Here is an 18,410-nt window from a genome sequence, read left to right as displayed (position 1 = left end):
AGAAGATGGAGGAACAACACCAAAGGAATCCCCAACCACCACCCAGATGAGCGGTGGCCATACGGGGTTGATTGATTTGGCATCAACACTTGGCACACTGTTGAGTTCTCAAGAACCGGACGCACGACTGTCGACCGCTTTCGCGGCTTCTCGTGTGCGGACTCAGTCCAGCTTACCGGACTCCTCGGCCCGGTCAGGACGCTCCAGCTTCATCGACCGGTCCCGGGCGCACTTGAGCGATCGGAGCCGGTTGATGTTGTCGGAGACTGTCCCCACCTGCTGCGCGAACCGGCCGGTGACCCGTCCGTTCCTCCGCGCTGCGGTGTGACCACTACGTTAACGACGGCCCAGCGGAGGGTCAAATCCGAGCGGCGGCGCGAGCGCTAGGCGGCGATCGACAGCGAGACCGTCGGAGCGGAGGTGCGCGCGGCGCCGGCGGCGGGTGCGAACGCGGTCGTCGTGGTGAGGTCGGTGACGAGCGAGCCGCTGCGGGCGAGCAGGTCCGCGAGCGCGAGGTCGAGGGCGGCGCAGACCGCGGCGAGCACCTCGGAGGAGGGCTCCTTGCGGCCGCGCTCCACCTCGGACAGGTAGGGCAGGGACACCCTGGCGGCCGTCGCCACGTCGGCGAGGGTGCGCCGCTGGGCGAGCCGCTCCCTGCGCAGCACGGCGCCGAGCACGTCGCGCAGCAGGGGGTCGGGGCGCCGGCGCACCCGGCGGGTGGGGACGAGCGTCAGCTTCGGCACCGCGGGACCTCCTGCTCGGGTCCTGCGCAAGCTACCCGCGCCGACGGCGCCGGCGCGCGGCCGTCCGCTCTGGGCGGACGGCCGCACCCGCGCGTCAGCGGCGGGCGTGCGCGGTGGCCATCGCGACCTGCTCGTCGATGACGGCGGAGATGCGCGCCTGGACGACGTCCAGCTCGCGGACGATGTCCGCGGTCGTCGTGATGCCGGTGGAGACCGCGGCGCTGGACGCCCGGATGCCGGAGACCTGCTCGGCGACGCGCTGGGTCGCGTCGGCGGTCTCGCGCGCCAGGTCCTTCACCTCGCTGGCCACGACCGCGAAGCCGCGGCCGAGCTCCCCGGCGCGCGCGGCCTCGATGGTGGCGTTGAGGGCCAGCAGGTTCGTCTGGTCCGCGATGCCGGAGATGATCTTGATGACCTCGCCGACGGCGGCCGACGCGCGGGTGAGCGCGTCCACCTCGCTCGTCATGGTGGCGGCCTGCCCCACGGCGGAGTCGGCGACCCGCCCGGCGTCGACGACCGCGTCCCGCAGGCGGGAGACCGTGTCCAGCAGGGCCGCGGAGGCACGGGCGTTCGTCCCCGCGCGCGCCAGCACCTCCAGGCGCTGGGAGACCAGCTGCTGCACGTTGCGCAGCGCGGCGGCCCGCGAGTCCGACAGCTCGATGACCTCGGTGGCGAAGAAGTCCATCGTCCCCACGACCCGGCCCTCGAAGGTGATCGGGAAGCACACGCCCGACTTCACCCCCGCGCGCTGCGCCGCGGGCGCCCGCACGCAGTCGGTGACCTCGGCGAGGTCGGGGACGAAGACGAGGTCGCGCGCCCGCCAGGCCCGCCCGGACAGCCCCACGCCCTCGGCGAAGCTCGCGGACAGGGTGACGCGGCGGAAGTCCTCGCCCGCGGACCCGGACTCCAGGAGGAACCGCAGCGTGCCGGAGCCCTCGTCCAGCGCCCAGTAGGAGCCGTAGGCCCAGCCGAACGCCTCGCGGACGACCTCCAGCGCGCGCCGCAGGGCGTCGTCCTCCGACTGGGCCTCGCCCACCGCCGTGACGACCGTGGTGACGGCCTCGCGGTCGTCGAGCGTCTCGCGCAGCGTCACCGCGTCCAGGACGCGGCGGCGCGCGTGCGCGGCGACGCGGGCGATGGCCTTCCACTTCTCGCTGCGGCCTCCGAAGAAGGGCAGCGCCGAGACGCCGTAGAACTCCTGCAGGGCGACCACGCGGCCGTCCTCGACCACGGGCATCTGGCAGCCGTGCAGGGCACCACCGGCCTGCGCGGCGCGCCAGCGGGCGCAGTCGCGGTCGCTGTCGGCACGGCACTCGACGGGTTCGCGCACCTGCAGCGCCCGCCCGGCGCAGCCGTCGGAGGTGCCGACGGCGACGTCGCGCGTCGCGGCCATCGCGGGCGCCAGCGCACCGACCTCGGCGGCCAGCCGGAAGCGTCCGTCCGGACCGGGCAGCCACACCGCGCCGTAGGCCAGGTCGAGGGCCTGCACGAGGGCGCGCACCCCGGCGAGGTGGGCGTCGAGCTCGCCGCTGACACCGTCGTCGAAGGCGGCGAGCACCGCCTCGAGGGCTTCCACGTCCCGGGGCACGGGCGCTGCGGTGCCGCCCGCCCGCGGGGTCGAGCTCCTGCGTCCGAACATGCTGCGCCCTTCGCGGTGGTTGCCCGGGGTGTGCCTGCCGGTCTCCCATCGGCGGCCGGCGGCCGGCGGTTGAGCCGTTCGGGGCGTGCGCGCGCAGCGTCCTCAGCGCGACAGGGCGGTGCGCAGGGCGGCCAGGCCGCGGTGGGCGTTGCTGCGCACGGTGCCGGTGGTCACGTCGAGCAGGTCGGCGATCTGCTCGTCGGGCATGTCCTCGAAGTGGCGCAGCACGAGCACCGTCCGCTGCTTGGTCGGCAGGGTGCGCAGCGCGGTGAGCAGCTCGTCGCGGTCGGCCACCTGCCCGGTGCCGTCCGCGCGGCCGGCGTCCGGCAGGTCCTCGGCGGCCACCGGGCGCTCCCGGCGGGCCGCGCGGCGCCAGAACGAGGTCGAGGCGTTGACGACCATCCGGTTGACGTAGGCGACCGGGTCGTCGGCGGCCTGGACGCGCTTCCAGTGCAGCAGCGCCTTGGCCAGGACGTCCTGGACGACGTCCTCGGCGGTGTCGGGGTCGCGCAGCAGGCCCCGCGCCAGCCGCACGAGGGCGGGGCCGCGGGCGGCGACGAACTCCTCGAACGTCGGCGCCTGCACCTCGCCACCCGCTTCGACCACCGCGGTCATCGTGCCGCACCGCCCGCCGCGCGCAGGCCGGCGGCCCGCTCGAGCGCCTGCCGGGTCAGCGTCGCGGCCTGCTCGACGGTCTCCCGGGGGTCGGCGTGGTAGCTGGTCACGCCCACGCGGACCACGAGCTGCCCGCTGCGCGCGGCGACCACCGCCCGCCAGCTGGGGTTGGTGCCGGACTGCACCTGCCCGAACAGCGCGACCGCCTCGTCGGCGTCGACACCGGCGTCGGTGAGCGTCCAGCGCGAGGTCTCCACCGCCTCGACGGTGCAGCGGCCCGCCTGCTGCTCCGTCTGGGAGAACCACTGCTCCGCCTCGTCGCCCTCGAGGACGAGGACGTCGAGGCCCACCTCCTCCGGCGTCGGGCGCAGCACCGTGGGGGTGCTGCCCCAGCCCGCCGAGCGGCCGGCCGCGATCGAGGACGTCCCGCCGTAGGGCTCGTCGCGGCACAGCCCGGTGGCGGTGCCCGTCGAGACCTGCACCGGTTCGACGCCCGCGACGACGGCCTGCACGGCCGCGGTGTCGAGCAGGGCCGCGTCCGGCACGGCGGTGGTGGCCGGCCGGACGGTGACCTGCTCCTGCGGCCACTGCGAGAGCGCGACGGGGGCGGCGAGGGCGAGGACGGCCACGACCCCCGCCAGCCCCTGCCGGCGCCGGCGGAGGGTGCGGGCGCGCCCCCGCGCGCCCGCGGTGAGCGCGGACACGTCGACGTGCGGGTCTGCCGCGCCGGCGCGCTGCAGCGCCCGCACGACGTCCTCCTCGTCGACTCCCCTCGCGTGCTCGCGCACCGCTCCCCCTCCTGCTCGCACCGGACCCGCCGTCCGAGGCCGCGTGCAACAGACGCCTCGGGCGCGGCGTCCGTTGCACCGTGAGCACCACGACCTCGAACCGGTCCCGGACCGCGGCCCTCGTCCTGCTGTGCGCGGGGGCGCTGGCCGCGTGCGGCGCCCCCGGCGGAGCACCCGCCGCCGGCACCACGACCAGCACCACGACCAGCACGACGACCGGCGGCACGACGACCGGCGGCACGACGACCGGCACGACGACCGGCGGCCCGGCCGACGGGGCGGAGGCGGCCGCCGACCGGGCGCTGGCCGACCTCGCGCGCCAGCGCGGGGCGCAGGCCGTCTCCACGACCCCCGCCACCCCGGACCACCCGGAGCTCGCCGTGCTGGCCGCCACCACCGGCGGGACGTCGACGGTGGTGACCCTGCTGGCGCGCGACGGCGCGACCTGGCGGACCGAGTCCGAGCTGACGGCCGCCGCGCCGCTGCTCGCCGGGCGCGAGGGCGGTGCCGTCGAGTGGCGCCGGCTCACCGGCGGGTTCGCCGCCGACGCGGTCGTGTACCTGCGGGGCGGCACGCTGAGCAGCGGGGTCGACGCCGTCGTCGCCCGCCGCGAGGACGACGGCGGCTGGCGCTTCGTGCCGCTGGAGGGCCAGCACGAGGGCGTGGCCACGGCGGACGACGTCTACGCCGCGGACCCGCTCTTCGACGACAGCTCCACCTTCGTCACCCGCGAGCAGGCCGGCGGGCAGGTCGTCGTCACCTACTGGGACTACGCGGTGGGCGCGGACGTGGCCTGGTTCACGAAGTCGCCGGGTCCGCGGCCGCAGGGCTGAGGGCCGGGGGTCAGGAGGCCCCGGGCAGGTCGTCGGCGGCGGCCGCCGAGAAGTCGTCGTCGCCGCGGCCGGCGCGCTGGGCGGCCAGCAGGGACTGCGCGGCCGCGGTGAGCGCGGGCAGCGGCAGCCGGCTGGTGCCGAGCATGAGCCCGGTGTCCTTCAGCAGCAGGTCGGTGGAGAACTGGGTGTCGCCGAACTCCCCGCTGCGCAGGTTCGCGCCCTTCATCGCGGCGATGGACCCCAGGCCGGTGCCCCGCAGCGTCGTGAGGACCTGCTCCAGCTCCAGCCCGCCGGAGGTGCCCAGCCGGACCGCTTCGAGCAGGCCCTGGAAGGAGACCGCGAGCGCCAGGTTCGCCACGAGCTTGCCGGTCGCGGCGGCGGCGGGGTCCTCGAGGACCTGCAGGCGGTCCGGGTCCGCCCACAGCGCGACGAGCGGCAGCACCCGCTCGGTGTCCTCCGGCGCACCGCCGACGAGGACGCCGAGGGCGCGGTCGCGGGCCGGGCCGAGGGAGCCGATGACCGGGGAGTGCACGTAGCGGACGCCGCGCCCGCGCGCCCACTGCGCGAACGCGCGGGCGTCGGCCGGTGCGACGGTGGTGACGTCGACCCAGACGGCGTCCGCGCCGAACGGCAGGTCGGCGCCGAGGACGGCCTCGCGCACGGAGCCCGGGCCGAAGAAGGCGGTGAGGACGACGTCGGCGCCCTCGACGGCCTCGGCGCTGGAGGCCGCCGCGGTGGCGCCGGCGGCCTCCAGCTCGGCCGCCGGGCCCTGCGAGCGGTTCCACACCCGCACGTCCAGACCGGCGTGCACGAGGTGGCCGGCGAGGACGCGCCCCATCCGGCCCAGGCCCAGGAAGGCCACTCGTCCGGCGGGTCGCTGCTGGGCCTGGGGCGCGGGCGTCGTGGGCACGCCGGGACCCTACGCCCGGCACCCGGGGCCGGCCCCCCGGCGGCTGGACGGGGGGCTGGACGGAGGGCTGGACGGGGGGCTCGCGGCGCGGGCGGGTGCGACGGACGCGGGAGCCGGCCAGGGACGTTCGGCGGACGCCCCTCCGCGGGGGGCCTCCCTACGCTGTGGCGGTGAGCGCACCCGTCCCCCCGCCCGCCTCGCGGGTCTCCCGCTGGCGGTTCGCACCGCGAGCGCGCGACGTCGTGGCGATCGTGCTGTCCCTGGCCACGGTGCCGGCGTGGTTCCACGCGCTCGTGCACGGCCCGGAGCGCACCGGGGCCGCCGGCCCGCTCGTCGTCACGGGCGCGGAGCTGGACCTGACCGCGGTCGGGGTGCGCCACGTCGTCCCCCTGCTCGTGGCCGTCGCCTGCTGCGCGGCGCTGTGGTGGCGGCGGCAGCACCCGGTGCCGGTGTGCGCGATCGCCCTCGCCGTCGCGCTCGTGCTCGCCTTCGACGGGGCCGTCTTCTTCGCGCTGCTGACGGTGGCGGTCCGCCGCCGCGACCGGCTGCTCGTGCTGCTGTCGCTCGTGGCGTTCGTGGCCGTGACCTCCACCTCGCTGCGCACGTCGACGGACGGGTGGGGGCTGGCGCTGACGGCGGGGGCCGTCGCGGTGGCGCTGAGCGTGTTCGTCGGCGCGTTCGTCGGCGCGCGCCGCGACCTGGTGCGCTCCCTGCGCGAGCGGGCCGAGCGCGCCGAGCACGAGCAGGTGCTGCGCGCCGAGCAGGCGCGGCTGGCCGAGCGCACCCGCATCGCGCGGGAGATGCACGACGTGCTCGCGCACCGCATCTCGCTGGTGGCGCTGCACGCGGGCGGGCTGGAGGTGCGCCCCGACGTGGGCGCCGAGCAGGTGGAGGCGACCGCGGCGACCATCCGCGAGACCTCCCGGGCGGCGCTGGAGGACCTGCGCCGCGTCCTGGGCGTGCTGCGCACCCCCGGGACCGGTTCGGCGGCCACCTCCGCCGCGGAGCTGGCGCCGCAGCCCACGCTCGTGGACGTGCGCCGGCTGGTGGAGTCCACCCGCGAGGCCGGGGTGGCGGCGGAGTTCCGCACCGACGTGCCCGTGCACGCGGACGTGCCCGCGGAGCTGGGGCGCACCGTCTACCGGGTGGTGCAGGAGGCGCTGACGAACGTCCACAAGCACGCGCCGTCCGCGCAGACCGTGGTGACGGTCTCGGGCGAGGTGGGCCGGGAGATGCTCGTGTCCGTCGTCAACGCGCGACCGCGGGGGGCCTCCACGGGGCTGCCCGGCGCCGGCTCGGGCCTGGTGGGCCTGTCGGAGCGGGTGGGGCTGGCGGACGGGACGATCACCAGCGGCCCCGAGCCGGACGGCGGGTTCGCGGTGCGGGCCAGGCTGCCGTGGCCGGTGCCCGGCGGCGGGGCGGGTCGCGCCAGCGGCGCCGCGTGGACCCCGCCGGATGCGAGGATCACCCACGCCCCCGCGGTCGGCGGCCGGGCGCAGGAGCGGTGAGGGGACGGCGGACGTGGGAAGCGGACCGGAGCAGGCGGGCGCACGGCCCACGCGGGTGCTGCTCGTCGACGACGACGCGCTGGTGCGGGCGGGCCTGCGGATGATCCTGTCGAGCGCCGACGACGTCGAGGTCGTGGGCGAGGCGGAGAACGGCGCGCAGGCCGTGGAGGGCGTCAGCGCCCACCGGCCCGACATCGTCCTCATGGACGTGCGCATGCCCGTCATGGACGGGCTGACGGCGGCGAAGGCCATCACGGAGCGCCCCGAGGCGCCGGCGGTGGTGATGCTGACGACCTTCGACCTCGACGAGTACGTCTTCCAGGCGCTGCAGTCGGGTGCGACGGGCTTCCTGCTCAAGGACACCCCGCCGCGCGAGCTCGTCGCGGCGGTGCGGGTGGTCGCCGCCGGCGAGGCGATGCTGTCGCCGACGGTGACGCGCCGCCTCGTGGGGCACTACGCGGCGGACGCGGTGAACCCGCGCCGGCGGGAGGCCGCCGAGCGGCTGCAGCTGCTGACCGACCGCGAGCGCGAGGTGCTGGGCGCGGTGGGGCGGGGGCTGTCCAACGCCGAGATCGGCAAGGAGCTGTTCATGAGCGAGGCGACGGTGAAGACGCACGTGTCGCGGCTGCTCACCAAGCTGGGCGCCCACAACCGCGTGCAGGTGGCGATCGTCGCCCACGACGCGGGGCTGCTGGACGGCTAGCGGGCCGCGCCCACGGCCGGGAGCGCGGGTGCGTGGGTGGGCAGCCCCAGCTCCGGGACGCGGCGGCGCGGCAGGCGCAGCACCCCGCGCGCGGCGCGGTCGGCCTCGACGGCGGCCAGCACCTCGCGCCAGGTGCTCCAGTCCAGCCGCCAGCCGGGCAGGGCGAGGTTGTAGGGGGCGTCGAAGAGCACCCGGGTCCAGTGCTCGTCGGCGGTGGTGATCGACCCGAGGACGTCGGGCTTGTCGTCGATGAGCACGTCCGCGGTCGCCGACAGCAGCGTCTTGTCGCGCGTGAGGACCATGCGGTCGGTCCACTCGGCGCCCAGGTGCTCCTCGACCCACTCGTACTTCTCCAGCACGCAGTGGCGGTAGCTGCGCAGCGGCGCGGTGCAGATCCGCACGTCGTGGCCGTCGGCGAGCATCGCGTGCACCGCCGCGACCGCGCCGGGCAGCGGCCGCAGGCCGCGGAAGAAGCCGGGGGCGCAGGAGACCGCGCGGATGCGCTCGTGCCACTCGGGCGGGTAGGAGTCCTCGATCCAGTACGAGGTGGCCTGCGAGCGCGGCTGGTGCGGGGCGTCGGGGTGGGCGGCCAGGAAGCCGGTGTCGAAGCCGTGGCCGAAGTCCGCCAGGACCTGGTCCTGGTCGACGAGCACGAGCATGGCGGCGGGCCCTCCTGCCGGGGACGGGGCGGGTGGTGCTGTCCGCCCCTGGTCATCGGCAGGAGGAGCCCGTTCGTGAAGCCCTCCGCCGGGAGGACCCGTCGCCGGAGCCGTCAGCGACCGGCGTCGGACAGGACCCGGAACTCCTCGTCGGTCAGCTCGACGTCGGCGGCGGCGAGGTTCTCCTCCAGGTGCGCGACCGTCGAGGTGCCGGGGATGGGGACGACGACCGGCGAGCGGCGCAGCAGCCAGGCCAGCGCCAGCTGGCCGGTGGTGGCGTCGGGGTGGTTGCCCGCGACCGCGTCGAGCGGGCCGCCGGGCCGGGCCAGGGTGCCCGCGTCGACGGGTGCCCAGGGGATGAAGGCGATGCCGTGCCGCTCGCAGAAGTCCAGCAGGTCCTCCGCGCGCCGGTCGCCGAGGTTGTAGCGGTTCTGCAGCGAGGCGACGGTGAGCCCGGCCGCCTGCGCGGCCCGCACGTCCTCGACGTCGACCTCGGAGAGGCCGACCTGCAGCGCCAGGCCCTCGTCGACGAACTCCTTGAGCGCGCCGAACTGCTCCTCGCGCGGGACCTTCGCGTCGATGCGGTGCAGCTGCCACAGGTCGATGCGCTCCACGCCCAGGCGCCGCAGCGACATGAGGATGCACTGGCGCAGGTACTCCGGGCGGCCCAGCGGCGGCCAGACGTCCGGGCCGTGCCGGGTCAGCCCGCCCTTGGTGGCGATGACGACGTCGCCGTAGCCGGAGCCGTCGTGCAGGGCCTCGCGGATGAGGTCCTCGGAGACGAACGGGCCGTAGGAGTCGGCGGTGTCGATGAAGGTGACGCCGAGCTCGACGGAGCGGCGCAGCACGCGCACGGCCTCGTCGTGGTCCCTCGGCGGTCCCCAGATGCCGGGGCCGGTGATGCGCATCGCGCCGTAGCCGAGGCGGTGGACGGTCTTGCCGCCGAGGTCGATGGTGCCGCTGGCGGACACTGCCATCGGGGGGTCCTCCCGTCTGAGGGGTCGTTGACGCCCCCGACGCTAGGCGCGGGGGCGCCTCGGCGCACCAGGGCGGGGCGCGGCAGCGGTGCCGGCAGCCGCGTCGGCGAGGCGCCGGCCGATCTCCCGCAGCTGGTGCAGCTGCTCGCGGGAGAGCGCGCCGGTCATGGTGGCGCTGACGGCCCGCGCGTGGCGGCGGCCGACGGCGCGCTGCACCGCCCGCCCCTCGGGGGTGAGGACGATGCGGGCGGCGCGCCGGTCGCCGGGGTCGGCGCGGCGCTCGAGCAGGCCGCGCTCGAGCAGGCGCGAGACCAGCCGGGAGATGCCGCCCTGGGTGAGCAGCACCTCCCGGTTGATCCGGGCCATGGTCAGCCCCTCCCCGCCCCCCTCCTCGTGCCGGGTCAGGGTGTGGAGCACGTCGTACTCGGTCGGGGACACCTCGTGCCAGACGTCGTCGTCGCGGAAGCGGCGCGCGAGCACCGCCTGGGCGCGGAACAGCGCCTCCCACGCCTCGTTGGCCAGCCGGACGTCCTGCCGCGCCCGACCGTCCCCCTCCTGCCCGTCCGCGCTCACCGCAGGACGGGGTGGTGCGCCGCGGCGGCCTCGTCGCCGTCCTGGTAGGGGACGGCGCCGGTGAGGTTGTCGCCGCGGTTGGGGTTCGGGCGGGCCTGGCGGGCCGGGCCGTCGCCGTAGCGGGCGCGCACGAGGGACTCGTGGGTGGGCGCCTGCGCCGCGGTGGGAGAGCGGCGCGCCGCCATCTCCTTCCGCAGCACCGGGACGACCTCCCCGCCGAGCAGTTCCAGCTGCTCCAGCACGGCCGGCAGGGGCAGGCCGGAGGAGTCCACCACCCACAGCTGGCGCTGGTAGTCGCCGAAGACGTCGTGGAACTCCAGGGTCTTCTCGACCACCTGCTGGGGGCTGCCCACGCTGAGCGGCGTCTCGCGGGCGTACCAGTCCAGCGACCGGCTGTGGTCGTACACCGGCGCCTGGTCGAAGTACGGGCGGAAGGCCGCGAACGCGTCCTGCGAGCGGCGGGCGATGAACGCCTGGCCGCCCAGGCCGACGACCGCCTGCTCGGGGGTCCCGTGCCCGTAGTGGGCGAACCGCCGGCGGTAGTGCTCCACCAGCGGCAGGAAGTGCCCGTTGGGCGCCAGGATGTTGTTGGCGAAGAACCCGTTGCCGTAGAAGGCGGCCTGCTCGGCGATCTGCGGCGTGCGGATGCTGCCGTGCCACACGAACGGCGGGACGCCGTCCAGCGGGCGCGGTGTGGAGGTGAAACCCTGCAGGCTCGCGCGGAACCGGCCCTCCCAGTCGACGACGTCCTCGCGCCACAGGCGGTGCAGCAGGTCGTAGTTCTCGATCGCCAGCGCCACCCCCTGGCGGACGTCCTGGCCGAACCACTCGTAGACCGGCACGGTGTTGCCGCGGCCCAGGGTCAGGTCCAGCCGGCCCTTGGCCAGGTGCTGGGCCATGGCGTACTCCTCGGCGATCCGCACCGGGTCGGTGGTCGTGACGAGGCTGACGGCGGTCGACAGCACGATCCGCTTCGTCAGCGCGGCGACGTGGGCCAGGAACGTGGTGGGCGAGGAGGAGAAGAACGGCGGGTTGTGGTGCTCGCCGATCCCGAAGACGTCCAGGCCCACCTCCTCGGCCTTGACGGCGATCCGCACCATCGCGTCGATGCGCTCGGCCTCGCTGGGGGTCCGACCCGTGGTCGGGTCCCGCGTGACGTCGCTGACCGAGAAGATCCCGAACTGCACCGCCCTCACCTCTTCCGCTGCTGCGCGGTCCGGCCCGCCTGGTGCATGACCGGTCATGTATCCGCACCGGGCAGAACACGGGGTGCCGGGCGGGTGTTCCCGGCACGGGGCCGGCCGGGCGGTGGCCGATGATGGGGCGGTGAGCACCCCTCCCGGCCCTCCCCTCGCGGACTGGGCGACGCGCCCGTCCTACAAGCTGCGCCGCGGCCGCATGGGCGCCACCCGGCGCCAGGCCCTGCAGGAGCACGCGGCCCGCTTCGCCGTCCCCGACGGCGAGGGACCGCTGGACCTGCGCGCGCTGTTCGGGACCGACGCCCCGGTCGTGCTGGAGATCGGGTTCGGCATGGGCGCGACCACCCTGCAGATGGCCGAGGCCGATCCGGGCACCTGCGTGCTGGCCGCCGACGTGCACACGCCCGGGGTCGCCGCGCTGCTGCTCGGCCTGGACCGGCGGGGGCTGGGCAACGTCCGGGTGCTGGAGGGCGACGGGCGACTGCTGCTGCAGCAGCGCATCGCCCCGGCCAGCCTGGCGGGGGTGCGGGTGTACTTCCCCGACCCGTGGCCCAAGCCCCGCCACCACAAGCGCCGCCTGGTCGACGCGGCGTTCGCGGCGCTGGTGGCCGACCGGCTCGCCCCCGGCGGGGTGCTGCACTGCGCGACGGACTGGGAGCCCTACGCGCAGCAGATGGCCGGGGTGCTGGCCGCCGCGCCGGGGCTGGTGCTGGAGGAGGCGCGCGAGCGGCCGGACTGGCGGCCGCTGACCCGCTTCGAGGTGCGCGGGCTGGAGCGCGGGCACGTCGTGACGGACCTGATCGCCCGCCGCCCCGGCACGGCGGTGGCGGGCGGCTGAACGGGTCGAGGACGGGGCGGGCGCGGGTGCGGATCGGGCATCATGAGCGCTCCCGCCGAGGGTGGAACCACCGCCCGTCCCTCTCGACCCCGGCCCGACCGACAGGACCACCGTGAAGATCGTCTACTACAGCTTCGGAGGCCGCTACTCCGACAACCCCCGGGCCCTGCACCAGCGGCTGCTGGCCCGCGAGGCCGCCGGGCAGCGCACCGCCGAGCACGTGTGGCTGGCCGGTCCCGGGCGCTCCTTCCCCGCCGGCACCGCCACCGCGCCGCTGGGCACGCCCGAGGCGCTGGCCGCGCTGGGCTCGGCGGACCTGGTGGTCGCCGACAACCACGTGCCCACCTGGGCCAAGCGCCCCGGCACGACGTACCTGCAGACCTGGCACGGCACGCCGCTCAAGCGCATCCACCGCGACGCGCACTTCACCGAACCCGACGGCGAGGGCGTCCTGGCGCGCCTGGACGACGACATCAGCCGCTGGGACCTGCTGCTGGCGCCCAGCCGGGCCGCGGCGGTGCCGCTGCGCGCGGCGTTCGGCTTCCCCGGGTCGATGCCCGTGACGGGCTACCCCCGCAACGACGCCCTGCTGGCCCCGGACGCGGCGCAGCGGCGCGAGCGGGTCCGCGCCGCGCTGGGGATCGAGCCGGGCCGCACGGCGGTGCTGTACGCGCCGACCTGGCGCGACGACGACCGGTTCGGCGACGGCCCGGACTTCCGGCTGGCCCTGGACCTGGAGCGCTTCACCGAGCGCCTCGGCGCCAGCCACACCCTGCTGCTGCGCCTGCACTACCTGGTGCCCGACGCGCTGCAGGGGCTGGACGTGCCCGGGGTCGTCGACGTCTCGCGCCACCCCGACATCAACGACCTGTACCTGGCCGCGGACGTGCTGGTCACCGACTACTCCTCGGCGATGTTCGACTTCGCCGTCACCGGCAAGCCGATCGTCTCCTTCGTCTACGACCTGGAGCGCTACCGCGACGTGCTGCGCGGTTTCTACTTCGACCTGGACGGGATCGCCCCCGGCCCGGTGCTGCGCACCTCCGAGCAGGTGCTGGACGCCGTGGACGACCTCGACGGCGTCCACACGCGGTTCAAGGACCGCTACGAGGCGTTCCAGGAGACGTTCTGCCACGCCGAGGACGGCCACGCGGCCGACCGGGTGCTCGACCTGGTGCTGCCCGCGCGGCACTGAGCCGCCGGGGCGCCCGCCCGGCGCCCCGGCGCGGCGGGCGCCCCTCAGCGCAGCAGGTCCGGCGCCTGGAACGGCACCCCGTGCACGTGGGTGGCCAGGAAGGCGAACACCGTCTCGTACCAGAGGATCGCGTGCTGCGGGGTGAGGACCCAGTGGTTCTCGTCGGGGAAGCACAGGAACCGGTGGGGCATGTCGGCCGGGTCGCCGGCCCAGTGCCGGTTCAGCTCCCACCACAGGCGCAGGGCCTCCCCGATCGGCACCCGGTAGTCCTTGTCGCCGTGGACGAGCAGCATCGGCGTGGTGATCCGCTCCACGTGCGCGGCCGGGTCGTTGGCCGCCACCATCTCGGCCGTCATCTCCCGCGACCAGTAGTGCGCGGCGTCGGTCGTCGGGCCGAACTGCTCCAGCGCCCACAGGCTCGCGTGGGTGACGATCGCGCGGAAGCGGTCGGTGTGCCCGGCGATCCAGTTCGCCACGTACCCGCCGAACGAGCCGCCCATCGCGGCGGTGCGCGAGGCGTCGAGGTCGTCGCGGGCCAGCGCGGCGTCGGTGATGGTCATCAGGTCCGTGTACGGCGCCTGGCCCCAGGCGCCCCACCCGCGGGCCAGGAACCGCGGGCCGTACCCCGTCGACAGCGCCGGGTCGGGCAGCAGCACCGCGTAGCCGCGGGCCACCGCCAGCCAGGGGTTCCACCGCCACGACCAGGCGTTCCACGAACCCAGCGGGCCGCCGTGCACCCACAGCAGCAGCGGGGCCGGGTCGTCGGCGCCGGCGTCGCGGGGCAGCGCGAGCCAGGCGCGCAGCGGGCTGCCGTCGTCGGCGGTGGCGCGCACCTCGGTCAGCGTGCCCGGCAGCGGCGGCGCGGGCGCGGGTGCCGGCAGCGCGACGGGTTCCTGCCCGGCGGCACGGGCGTCGAGGCGGACCACGGCGGGCGGGGCGTCCACGGCGGAGCGCACGGCGTAGACGTGCTCCCCGTCCGGGGAGACCTGGAGGCTGCCGTAGGCGCCCGCGTCGGCGGTCAGCCGCGTCACCCTCCCGGAGGCGACCTCGACGCGGAACACCGGCGCCGCGCCGGAGTCGTCGACGGCCAGGAACAGCTCGTCGGAACCCGGCCCCCACTGCGGTGCGCCGCCCCAGGCGTCCCAGCCGTCCACGACGTCGCGGGGCGCGGCGGAGGCGTCGAGGGGGACGACGACCAGGCGCAGCGTCGGCGGCGTCGTGGGCGTGCTCACCGACTCGGCCAGCGCCGCGACCCAGCGCCCGTCCGGGGAGACGGCGAGCGCGCCGAACTCGCGGCCGGGCTCGTCGGCGACGACGCGCGGCTCGCCGCCGGCGGTCGGGATCGCCACGATCCGCACGTGCTGCTCGCCGCGGGGGCGGGGCAGCGTCTCGGTGGTGAGCAGTTCCGCGCCGTCGGGGGTGAGCACCGCCGAGGCCTCGTCGTAGCGGCGGCCGGGGGCGGGGGTGAGGTCGCTCCACGCCGCGAGGGCGCGCTCCCCGGCCGGCGGGTCCGCGGGCAGCGCCGCGGCGAGGTAGCGGGGCTGGCCGGGCCCGAGGTCGGCGTCCCAGTACCGCACCGGGTACCCCGAGTGCAGGATCGCCGAGACCTTCTTCTCCGCGCGGGCCTTGCGCCGCACCGCGTCCGAGGCCGGCCCGTCCGCGGAGGCGTCCGAGCCGGGCAGCGTCGAGGACGTCACGACGACGAGGTCGCCGGTGCGGGCGGTGAGCGGGTTCGCGATCCCGCCGGGCCGGGTGCCCACGACGCGCGCCTCCCCCGCCGGCGGCAGCGCCCACAGCGCGGCGGGGGCGTCCTCGCCGGGCTGCGCCGCGGCCTGCGGGTCGGGGCGGGTGGAGGTGAACAGCAGCGTGCCGTCGGGGGTGAAGGCGGGGGCGGCCTCGGCGGCGGCGCCGCGGGTCAGCCGGCGCGCCGGGCGCTGCCCGGCGGGGTCGACCTCCCACAGCGAGCCGCGCCAGCGCGTGGCGTCGGCGGTGAGGGTCGCCACGGTGGTCACCAGGCGGGTGCCGTCGGGCGAGAGCGCGAGCCCGGCCAGCCGCGGCAGCGCGGCGAAGGCGTCGAGGTCGGCGAACGGTCCGGGCGCGGGAGCGGGTTCGGCCACGGACCAGTCCTACCGCAGCGGGCCGCAGCGGGCCGTGTCGGACGGCGGCGGGACACTGGCCGCGTGGACGTCCTGGCCGAGCTGCGCACCGCCACCGCGCCCGGCGCGGACCTGGCGCTGGTCGTGGTCCCGGCCGGGCTGGGGCTGGCGGTGCCCGGCCGGCGCTGGGCGGTGCCGGGCGACGCGGCGGGCAGCGCCGCGCTGCTGGCGCGCCTGGAGGAGCTGCTGCGGCCGCGCTGGACGTGGTGGGCGGCCGCGGGCGCCGTCGGCCGGCTGCCCGACCCGCTGCCGCACCTGGCCCGCTGCCACGACGTCGGCGCCGTCCACCGGCTGCTGGCCGGCGGCTCCCGCGAGGACCCGGCGGCCTGCTGGGCCGCCGCCCACGGCCTGCCGCAGCCGCCGCCGCCCGCGCGCCGCCCCGCGCCGCTGCACGGCACGGGGCTGCTGGACCTCGACGGCGGCGACGACGGCGAGCCCGTCGGCGACGACGGGCAGCTGGCGCCGGCGTGGTCGCAGGGGCGGGCGCTGGGTGAGGCCGAGCCCGCCGAGCAGGTGGTGCGCGCCGCCCGCTGGGCGGCGCTGGCCCTGGAGGTCGCGCAGCGGCAGGCGCGGGCGGTGGCCGCGCTGCCCGAGCACCGCCGCCGCCCGGGCGGGCCGCCGCTGGGCGTGCAGACCGCCCACGCCGAGTCGGCGGCCGCGCTGCTGGCCGTGGAGCTGGAGCGCACCGGCCTGCCGCTGGAGCGCGCGACCGCCGAGGGGCTGCTGGAGCGGGCCGCCGGGCCGCGCCCGGCGTCGGCGGCCGAGGAGGCGCGGCTGCGCGCGGTCCGCGACGCCCCCGTGCGCCGGGCGCTGGGCGCCGGGGAGGTGGACCTGCGCAACCCCGCCCAGGTGCTCGGCGCGCTGCGCGGGCTGGGCTTCGACCTGCCGGACACCCGGGCGTGGCGGCTGGAGCAGTTCCGGCACGCGCACCCGGCGGTGGAGGCGCTGCTGTCCTGGCGCAAGGCGGAACGGATCGCGACGACCTACGGCTGGTCGTGGCTGGACACCGCCGTCGGCGCGGACGGCCGGCTGCGCGGGGCCTGGTCGGCCTCCGACGCCGCCGCCGGGCGGATGACGGCGCAGGCCGGGCTGCACAACCTGCCCGCGGAGCTGCGGCCGGCGGTGGCGGCCGAACCCGGCTCGGTGCTCGTGCGCGCCGACCTCGGGCAGGTGGAGCCGCGGGTGCTGGCCGCGGTCTCCGCCGACGCGGCGCTGACGGCCGCGACCCGCGACGACGACCTGTACGCGCCGGTCGCCGCGGCGCTGGCCGCCGACCGGCCCACGGCGAAGGTGGCGGTGCTGGCCGCCATGTACGGGCAGACCTCGGGTGCGGCCGGTGAGGCGCTGCAGCGGATGGAGCGCGCCTACCCGACGGCGCTGGGGTACCTGCGCGCGGCGGAGGAGGCCGGCCGGGAGGGGCGCGACGTGCGCACCTACGGCGGGCGGCTGGTCCGCGTGGGCGCGCCCGCGCCCGGCGAGGTGGGCGCCGCGACGGCCGCCCGGGGCCGCTTCGCGCGCAACGCCGTCGTCCAGGGCGCGGCCGCGGAGCTGTTCAAGGCGTGGGCGGCGACCGTGCGCGCGGGCCTGTCCGGCAGCGCGGGGCGGATCGTGCTGTGCCTGCACGACGAGCTGCTGCTGCACGTCCCGGCGGGCGAGGCCGAGCGGGCCGCGGCGCTGCTCGTCGGCGCGCTGGAGCAGACCGCGGGCCGGTGGGCGGCCGGCAGCGGTGTCCGGTTCGTCGCCGACGTCAGCGTGGTCCGGCGGTGGTCGGAGGCGAAGTGAGCGCCGGGTTCAGCCGGCGGGCACGACCCGCTGCTCGGCGAGCCGGTCGAGCAGTCCGGTGAACCGGTCGATGCTGTCCAGGCACTCGCCGAACCCCGCCCGGCGCACCTTGACGGTGCTGGAGACGTTGTCGAACTCGGAGTGGAACAGGAAGTCGCCGAACTGCCAGCGCACCAGGTCCGCGTAGGGCGTCGGGCGCAGCCCGTGCCGCTGCACCATCGCCTGCCAGGTCTGCTCGTGCATCGGCATGGTGGAGGTGAGGGAGAAGTCCTGCGGCTCGTCGTGCTCCATGCCCAGGTGCCGGGCGATGGCGGCGTAGGCGTGCACCCAGCGGAACTGGTCGCCGTTGGTGACGTTGAACACCTCCCCGTCCGCGGCCGCCGTCGAGCCGGCCCAGACGGTGGCGCGCGCCAGCAGTTCGGCGTCGGTGACCTGGTACAGCGCCTCGCCCGCGGCGTGCGACCCGGGGAAGCGCAGCGGCAGCCCGAGCTCGCGGCTGATCGCGGCGTGCACCGCCACCACCATGAGGATGTTCATCGGGTTCCCGGTGGCGTACCCGACGACGCCCTCGGGCCGCAGCAGCGTGAGGCCGAAACCTCTGCGGGCGGCCTCCTCGCGCAGCACGTCCTCCTGGGCGTAGTAGAAGTTCGGCACCAGCAGCCGCGGGTCGCGCTCGCGGGCCGGTGTCCGGAACCCCGGCAGGTGGGCGCCGTACGCCTTGCCGCCCTGGTACAGCGTGACGTGCCGCAGGGGCGCGTCCCGCAGGGCGTCGAGGGTGTTGCGCAGCAGCGCGGTGTTGTCCTCGATCTGCTGCCGCTCGTCCCCGCGCTCGACGTAGGCGGCGAACACCAGGTGCGTCGTGTCGGCCGCGCCGGCCAGGTCCGCGCGGGCGCCGTCCGCGTCGGACAGGTCCGCGCGCAGGGGTTCCCACGCCGTGCCGGTCTGCTCGCGGCGGGCCGCGCCGCGCACCCTCCAGCCCGGGACGCGGGCGTACTCGGCCGCGGCGTGGGCGCCGATGACGCCGGCGGAACCGGCGACGAGCGCCACGCCGGGCTCGCGGGCCGCGGCGGCGATCGGGTCGGTCCCGCCGAGCGGGCCGGCGGTCGTGCTCTCGTGCTGCATGGTGCGTCCTCCGCGTCTCCGTGGCGCTCGCGGCGGGCGGCACGCCCCCGCCGCGGCCGGTGCAGCTGCGACGCCCTGAACGACGCCCGCGTGGACGAGCTGGCCGGCCTGGCGCTGGTGGTGCTGCTGCCGCTGCGCGAGGAGCAGCTGGTCCGCGACGCGCAGGAGTC

At 76.8% G+C, this 18,410-nt stretch carries 17 protein-coding genes; 6 read left to right on the top strand and 11 right to left on the bottom strand.

Going from position 1 to position 18,410, the window contains the following annotated elements; all coding sequences use genetic code 11:
• Positions 1–383: 383 nt before the first annotated feature.
• The 4 genes from ACRYM2_RS19670 to ACRYM2_RS19655 form a co-directional block, all read right to left on the bottom strand.
• The gene (locus tag ACRYM2_RS19670) at positions 384–743 is read right to left on the bottom strand and encodes a helix-turn-helix domain-containing protein (RefSeq protein WP_432524126.1); all 360 of its coding nucleotides are present in this window, start codon (positions 741–743) and stop codon (positions 384–386) included.
• A 94-nt stretch (positions 744–837) separates the two neighbouring features.
• On the bottom strand, positions 838–2,331 hold the full coding sequence (locus ACRYM2_RS19665; protein ID WP_490055061.1) for a methyl-accepting chemotaxis protein: 1,494 nt from the start codon (positions 2,329–2,331) through the stop codon (positions 838–840).
• Positions 2,332–2,484: 153 nt separating this feature from the next.
• On the bottom strand, positions 2,485–2,988 hold the full coding sequence (locus tag ACRYM2_RS19660) for a SigE family RNA polymerase sigma factor (protein ID WP_432524124.1): 504 nt from the start codon (positions 2,986–2,988) through the stop codon (positions 2,485–2,487).
• 5 nt (positions 2,989–2,993) lie between these two features.
• A complete protein-coding gene (locus tag ACRYM2_RS19655) occupies positions 2,994–3,785 on the bottom strand; it encodes a hypothetical protein (protein ID WP_432524123.1) in 792 nt (263 codons plus the stop codon).
• Between the two features lie 80 nt (positions 3,786–3,865).
• On the opposite strand from ACRYM2_RS19655, the gene ACRYM2_RS19650 reads away from it, so the two are divergent.
• On the top strand, positions 3,866–4,618 hold the full coding sequence (locus tag ACRYM2_RS19650; RefSeq protein WP_432524122.1) for a hypothetical protein: 753 nt from the start codon (positions 3,866–3,868) through the stop codon (positions 4,616–4,618).
• Between the two features lie 10 nt (positions 4,619–4,628).
• Here ACRYM2_RS19650 and ACRYM2_RS19645 read toward each other — a convergent pair whose 3' ends face one another.
• Entirely contained in the window at positions 4,629–5,528 is a 900-nt protein-coding gene (locus ACRYM2_RS19645) for an NAD(P)-dependent oxidoreductase (protein WP_432524121.1), read from the bottom strand.
• A gap of 170 nt (positions 5,529–5,698) precedes the next feature.
• Here ACRYM2_RS19645 and ACRYM2_RS19640 point away from each other — a divergent pair, with 170 nt between their 5' ends.
• A complete protein-coding gene (locus tag ACRYM2_RS19640; protein WP_432524120.1) occupies positions 5,699–7,036 on the top strand; it encodes a sensor histidine kinase in 1,338 nt (445 codons plus the stop codon).
• 13 nt (positions 7,037–7,049) lie between these two features.
• Positions 7,050–7,739 (top strand): response regulator, encoded by a 690-nt coding sequence (locus tag ACRYM2_RS19635; protein WP_432524119.1) that lies wholly within the window; start codon positions 7,050–7,052, stop codon positions 7,737–7,739.
• On the opposite strand, the gene ACRYM2_RS19630 is transcribed toward ACRYM2_RS19635, so the two are convergent.
• From ACRYM2_RS19630 to ACRYM2_RS19615, 4 genes are all read right to left on the bottom strand, one after another.
• On the bottom strand, positions 7,736–8,398 hold the full coding sequence (locus ACRYM2_RS19630; protein ID WP_432524118.1) for a 5' nucleotidase, NT5C type: 663 nt from the start codon (positions 8,396–8,398) through the stop codon (positions 7,736–7,738). The two genes, ACRYM2_RS19635 and ACRYM2_RS19630, sit on opposite strands and share 4 nt — an antisense overlap.
• Positions 8,399–8,511: 113 nt before the next feature.
• Positions 8,512–9,375, bottom strand: a complete 864-nt coding sequence (locus ACRYM2_RS19625; protein ID WP_432524117.1) for an aldo/keto reductase — start codon at positions 9,373–9,375, stop codon at positions 8,512–8,514.
• A gap of 42 nt (positions 9,376–9,417) precedes the next feature.
• Positions 9,418–9,948: a MarR family winged helix-turn-helix transcriptional regulator gene (locus ACRYM2_RS19620; RefSeq protein ID WP_432524116.1), complete on the bottom strand. Its 531-nt coding sequence runs from the start codon at positions 9,946–9,948 to the stop codon at positions 9,418–9,420.
• Complete coding sequence (locus ACRYM2_RS19615) at positions 9,945–11,135, bottom strand: LLM class flavin-dependent oxidoreductase (RefSeq protein WP_432524115.1); 1,191 nt, start codon at positions 11,133–11,135, stop codon at positions 9,945–9,947. The genes ACRYM2_RS19620 and ACRYM2_RS19615 overlap by 4 nt, the downstream gene beginning before the upstream one ends.
• A gap of 139 nt (positions 11,136–11,274) precedes the next feature.
• On the opposite strand from ACRYM2_RS19615, the gene trmB reads away from it, so the two are divergent.
• Together trmB and ACRYM2_RS19605 are read left to right on the top strand one after the other, a co-directional pair.
• Positions 11,275–11,985 carry a tRNA (guanosine(46)-N7)-methyltransferase TrmB gene (trmB, locus tag ACRYM2_RS19610; RefSeq protein WP_432524114.1) on the top strand — a complete coding sequence of 237 codons (711 nt, stop codon included), beginning with the start codon at positions 11,275–11,277 and terminating at the stop codon, positions 11,983–11,985.
• A 112-nt stretch (positions 11,986–12,097) separates the two neighbouring features.
• Complete coding sequence (locus tag ACRYM2_RS19605; RefSeq protein ID WP_432524113.1) at positions 12,098–13,180, top strand: CDP-glycerol glycerophosphotransferase family protein; 1,083 nt, start codon at positions 12,098–12,100, stop codon at positions 13,178–13,180.
• A gap of 44 nt (positions 13,181–13,224) precedes the next feature.
• On the opposite strand, the gene ACRYM2_RS19600 is transcribed toward ACRYM2_RS19605, so the two are convergent.
• The gene (locus tag ACRYM2_RS19600) at positions 13,225–15,297 is read right to left on the bottom strand and encodes a S9 family peptidase (protein ID WP_432524112.1); all 2,073 of its coding nucleotides are present in this window, start codon (positions 15,295–15,297) and stop codon (positions 13,225–13,227) included.
• Positions 15,298–15,360: 63 nt separating this feature from the next.
• Between ACRYM2_RS19600 and ACRYM2_RS19595 the strand changes: the two genes are divergently transcribed.
• Entirely contained in the window at positions 15,361–17,118 is a 1,758-nt protein-coding gene (locus ACRYM2_RS19595; RefSeq protein WP_432524111.1) for a DNA polymerase, read from the top strand.
• Between the two features lie 9 nt (positions 17,119–17,127).
• Here ACRYM2_RS19595 and ACRYM2_RS19590 read toward each other — a convergent pair whose 3' ends face one another.
• Positions 17,128–18,240: an SDR family oxidoreductase gene (locus tag ACRYM2_RS19590; RefSeq protein ID WP_432524110.1), complete on the bottom strand. Its 1,113-nt coding sequence runs from the start codon at positions 18,238–18,240 to the stop codon at positions 17,128–17,130.
• Positions 18,241–18,410 lie beyond the last annotated feature (170 nt).

The sequence above is a fragment of the Kineococcus aridisoli genome, assembly GCF_050871885.1.
Taxonomy (GTDB): domain Bacteria; phylum Actinomycetota; class Actinomycetes; order Actinomycetales; family Kineococcaceae; genus Kineococcus.
This window is presented reverse-complemented; position numbering and strand designations above follow the sequence as displayed.